This is a genomic window from Tepidibacter formicigenes DSM 15518 (assembly GCF_900142235.1).
Lineage (GTDB): Bacteria > Bacillota > Clostridia > Peptostreptococcales > Peptostreptococcaceae > Tepidibacter > Tepidibacter formicigenes.
This window is the reverse complement of record NZ_FRAE01000124.1, coordinates 1-2,561: the sequence shown is the minus strand read 5'-3', so window position 1 is coordinate 2,561 and position 2,561 is coordinate 1. Positions and strand designations below refer to the sequence as shown.

The 2,561-nt window shown below is 26.6% G+C and carries 3 protein-coding genes; 2 read left to right on the top strand and 1 reads right to left on the bottom strand.

The window, feature by feature from the left end; translation table 11 throughout:
• Positions 1–222 precede the first annotated feature (222 nt).
• Positions 223–708 carry a Bsp6I family type II restriction endonuclease gene (locus tag BUA77_RS13035; RefSeq protein WP_072890987.1) on the bottom strand — a complete coding sequence of 162 codons (486 nt, stop codon included), beginning with the start codon at positions 706–708 and terminating at the stop codon, positions 223–225.
• A gap of 186 nt (positions 709–894) precedes the next feature.
• Here BUA77_RS13035 and dcm point away from each other — a divergent pair, with 186 nt between their 5' ends.
• Positions 895–1,908 carry a DNA (cytosine-5-)-methyltransferase gene (gene dcm, locus BUA77_RS13030; protein WP_242939134.1) on the top strand — a complete coding sequence of 338 codons (1,014 nt, stop codon included), beginning with the start codon at positions 895–897 and terminating at the stop codon, positions 1,906–1,908.
• Positions 1,909–1,937: 29 nt separating this feature from the next.
• A complete protein-coding gene (locus BUA77_RS13025) occupies positions 1,938–2,330 on the top strand; it encodes an ASCH domain-containing protein (RefSeq protein ID WP_200773974.1) in 393 nt (130 codons plus the stop codon).
• The last annotated feature ends 231 nt before the right edge of the window (positions 2,331–2,561 follow it).

Genomic DNA, 2,561 nt, shown 5'->3' with positions numbered 1-2,561 from the left:
TAAATATTGATATATATTTACAGGTATGAAATTGATTTATTATAAATCATATCAAACATCACTCATTGAAAATCCTTAGCTTGATGGCTATGTGGTAATACCCCATATACTTGCTCCAACAGTAGAATCTTCAACTTCTAAATTTAACTTAAAAGTTTCTTTTGATATGTATTTACCATTTAAGATTAAGTCTTTATAAATACTAAATCTAGGTCTTCTTCCTTATAATTGTTGCTCTCTTAATGTTTGAGTTGCATTTACTTTATGATTATATACATCATTAGTGTTTATTTCATAAACATCAAAAGTTCCATCCCAATTGCCTTCTCTATAAAAATCTACAAAGAAAATTCTATCCCATTCAGATTTAGGACCAAAAGAAGTCAAGTCAGGTAAAATACTACAAGCTTTTATTTGTATCCTATTATTTCCTCTTTCTTCATTAGGATCATAAGCATCAAAAGATGTATTTGCACCAGAAATTGATTTAGTCAATCTAACCATACCTTTAGCTAAACAAAAAGCTGATTCAGATAATCCTTCAGGAAGATTAACTTTTCTTGCACCTATATTTTCTAATTCATCACAAAGATTTCTCCAATTTTTATAAATACTTGCTAAACTTGTTAAATCTTCATTTCCAAATGTTAAGACTTCTGAATAAAAATCTCCTTCAGGAAGTTTTAACAGCATATTGTTAACTATCATTTTAAAAGCCTCCTCTAAAAAATATATATGTGGTAATAAATGCTAATTTAATTATATATATAAAATATGTTTTGGTAAAATATTTATATTTTAGATAAAAAGGGTATTTACAAATCTTGACAGCTGCGGAATTAAATATTTTATGATAGAATTTAGTTCTGAATATGTCATTAAGGAGGAAGAATCTTGAGTAAAAAATATAGAGTTGCTAGCATGTTTGCAGGAATTGGAGGAATATGCTTAGGATTTAAAAATAATGGATGTGAAATTGTATGGGCTAATGAAGTTGATAAATATGCTTGTGAAACATATAGACATAATTTTAATGGAGCACCCTATTTAGTAGAAGATGATATAAGAAATATAGATGAAAAAACTATTCCAGACTTTGATATATTAACTGGTGGTTTTCCTTGTCAAGCTTTTTCAATAGCAGGAGAAAGAAAAGGATTTGAAGATGATAGAGGAAACCTATTTTTTGAAATAGTAAGAGTTTTAAAAGAAAAAAAACCAAAAGCTTTTTTACTTGAGAATGTAAAAAATTTAAAATCTCATGATAAAGGAAGAACTTATGAAATAATTGAAAAAGAGTTAAGAAAGTTAGGATATGAAGTAGATTCAGCTATACTTAATTCAATGACCCATGGCAATATCCCTCAAAACAGAGAAAGAATTTTTATAGTTGGATTTTTAGATAAATCTATAATGGATAAATTTGAATTTCCAGGACCTATTAAATTAACTAAAACAATACAAGATCTTATAGATTTAGATGAAAAGAAACCTGAAAAATATTATTATCATAAAACGAAATATTATGAAGATCTAAAAAAAGAAATGACTAGACAAGATACGTTATATCAAATAAGAAGAGGTATGTATATTAGAGAAAATAAAAGTAATGTATGTCCTACATTAACTGCAAATATGGGAACAGGAGGACATAATGTTCCTTTAATTAAAGACAATCATGATATTAGAAAATTAACACCTGAAGAATGCCTTTTATTTCAAGGATTTAATGTTGAAACTCATGATTGTAATCATACATTTCCAGAATATATAACAGGTAAAAATGGTAAAAAAAGAATTTATCCTGATGGCCCTAAATATAAACAAGCAGGAAACTGTGTTACAGTAACAGTAATTGAAAGAATAGCTCAAAATATGATAAAAGCCATGGCTGATTCAAACGATTAAAAGTATTCTAAACAATAAGAGGTATTTTTATGAACTTTAAAGAGCATATAGAAAAAAATAATATAAATGGACTTATAATAAAATCTCCTTATATAGAAAAAATACTTTCTCATGAAAAGACTTGGGAAATCAGAAGTCATAAGACTAAAATAAGAGGAGAAATAGCTTTAATAAAAAAAGGTAGTAAGAAAATATTAGGAACTTGTAAAGTTGTAGATGTAATAGGACCATTGTATTTTAAAGATTTAATATCAACAAATAAACATTGTATTCCAAAGGAGAAAATATTACAAAATAAATCTAAATATGAAGGCAAATACGCATGGATTTTATCTGATGCAAAAACATTAAAAGATCCTATAGACTATAACCATCCTCGTGGAGCAGTAATTTGGGTAAAACTAAAAGATAGATTAATTTAGTAAAAATAGCACCAAAACTCAGGTGCTATTTTTTTATAAACTTCTTTAATTAACTAAATTTCTAAATTAATTTAAATTTAATCATTCCTTCAAATCCCATATCCTTAAAGTAACAAATTAAAAAGGAGGGATACCATGGCAGTAGTAAAAATACCTAAGGAAAGCTTAATAAAACTGACATTTTCACTTGGCTTAGATGAACATGGGAAAGAAATATTAAGAAAAAAATCT

What these genes read in the sequence shown, in the direction of transcription:
- BUA77_RS13035 (WP_072890987.1), bottom strand. Translation starts at nt 708, where the DNA reads ATGATAGTTAACAATATGCTGTTAAAACTTCCTGAAGGAGATTTTTAT.
- BUA77_RS13025 (WP_200773974.1), top strand. Translation starts at nt 1,938, where the DNA reads ATGAACTTTAAAGAGCATATAGAAAAAAATAATATAAATGGACTTATA.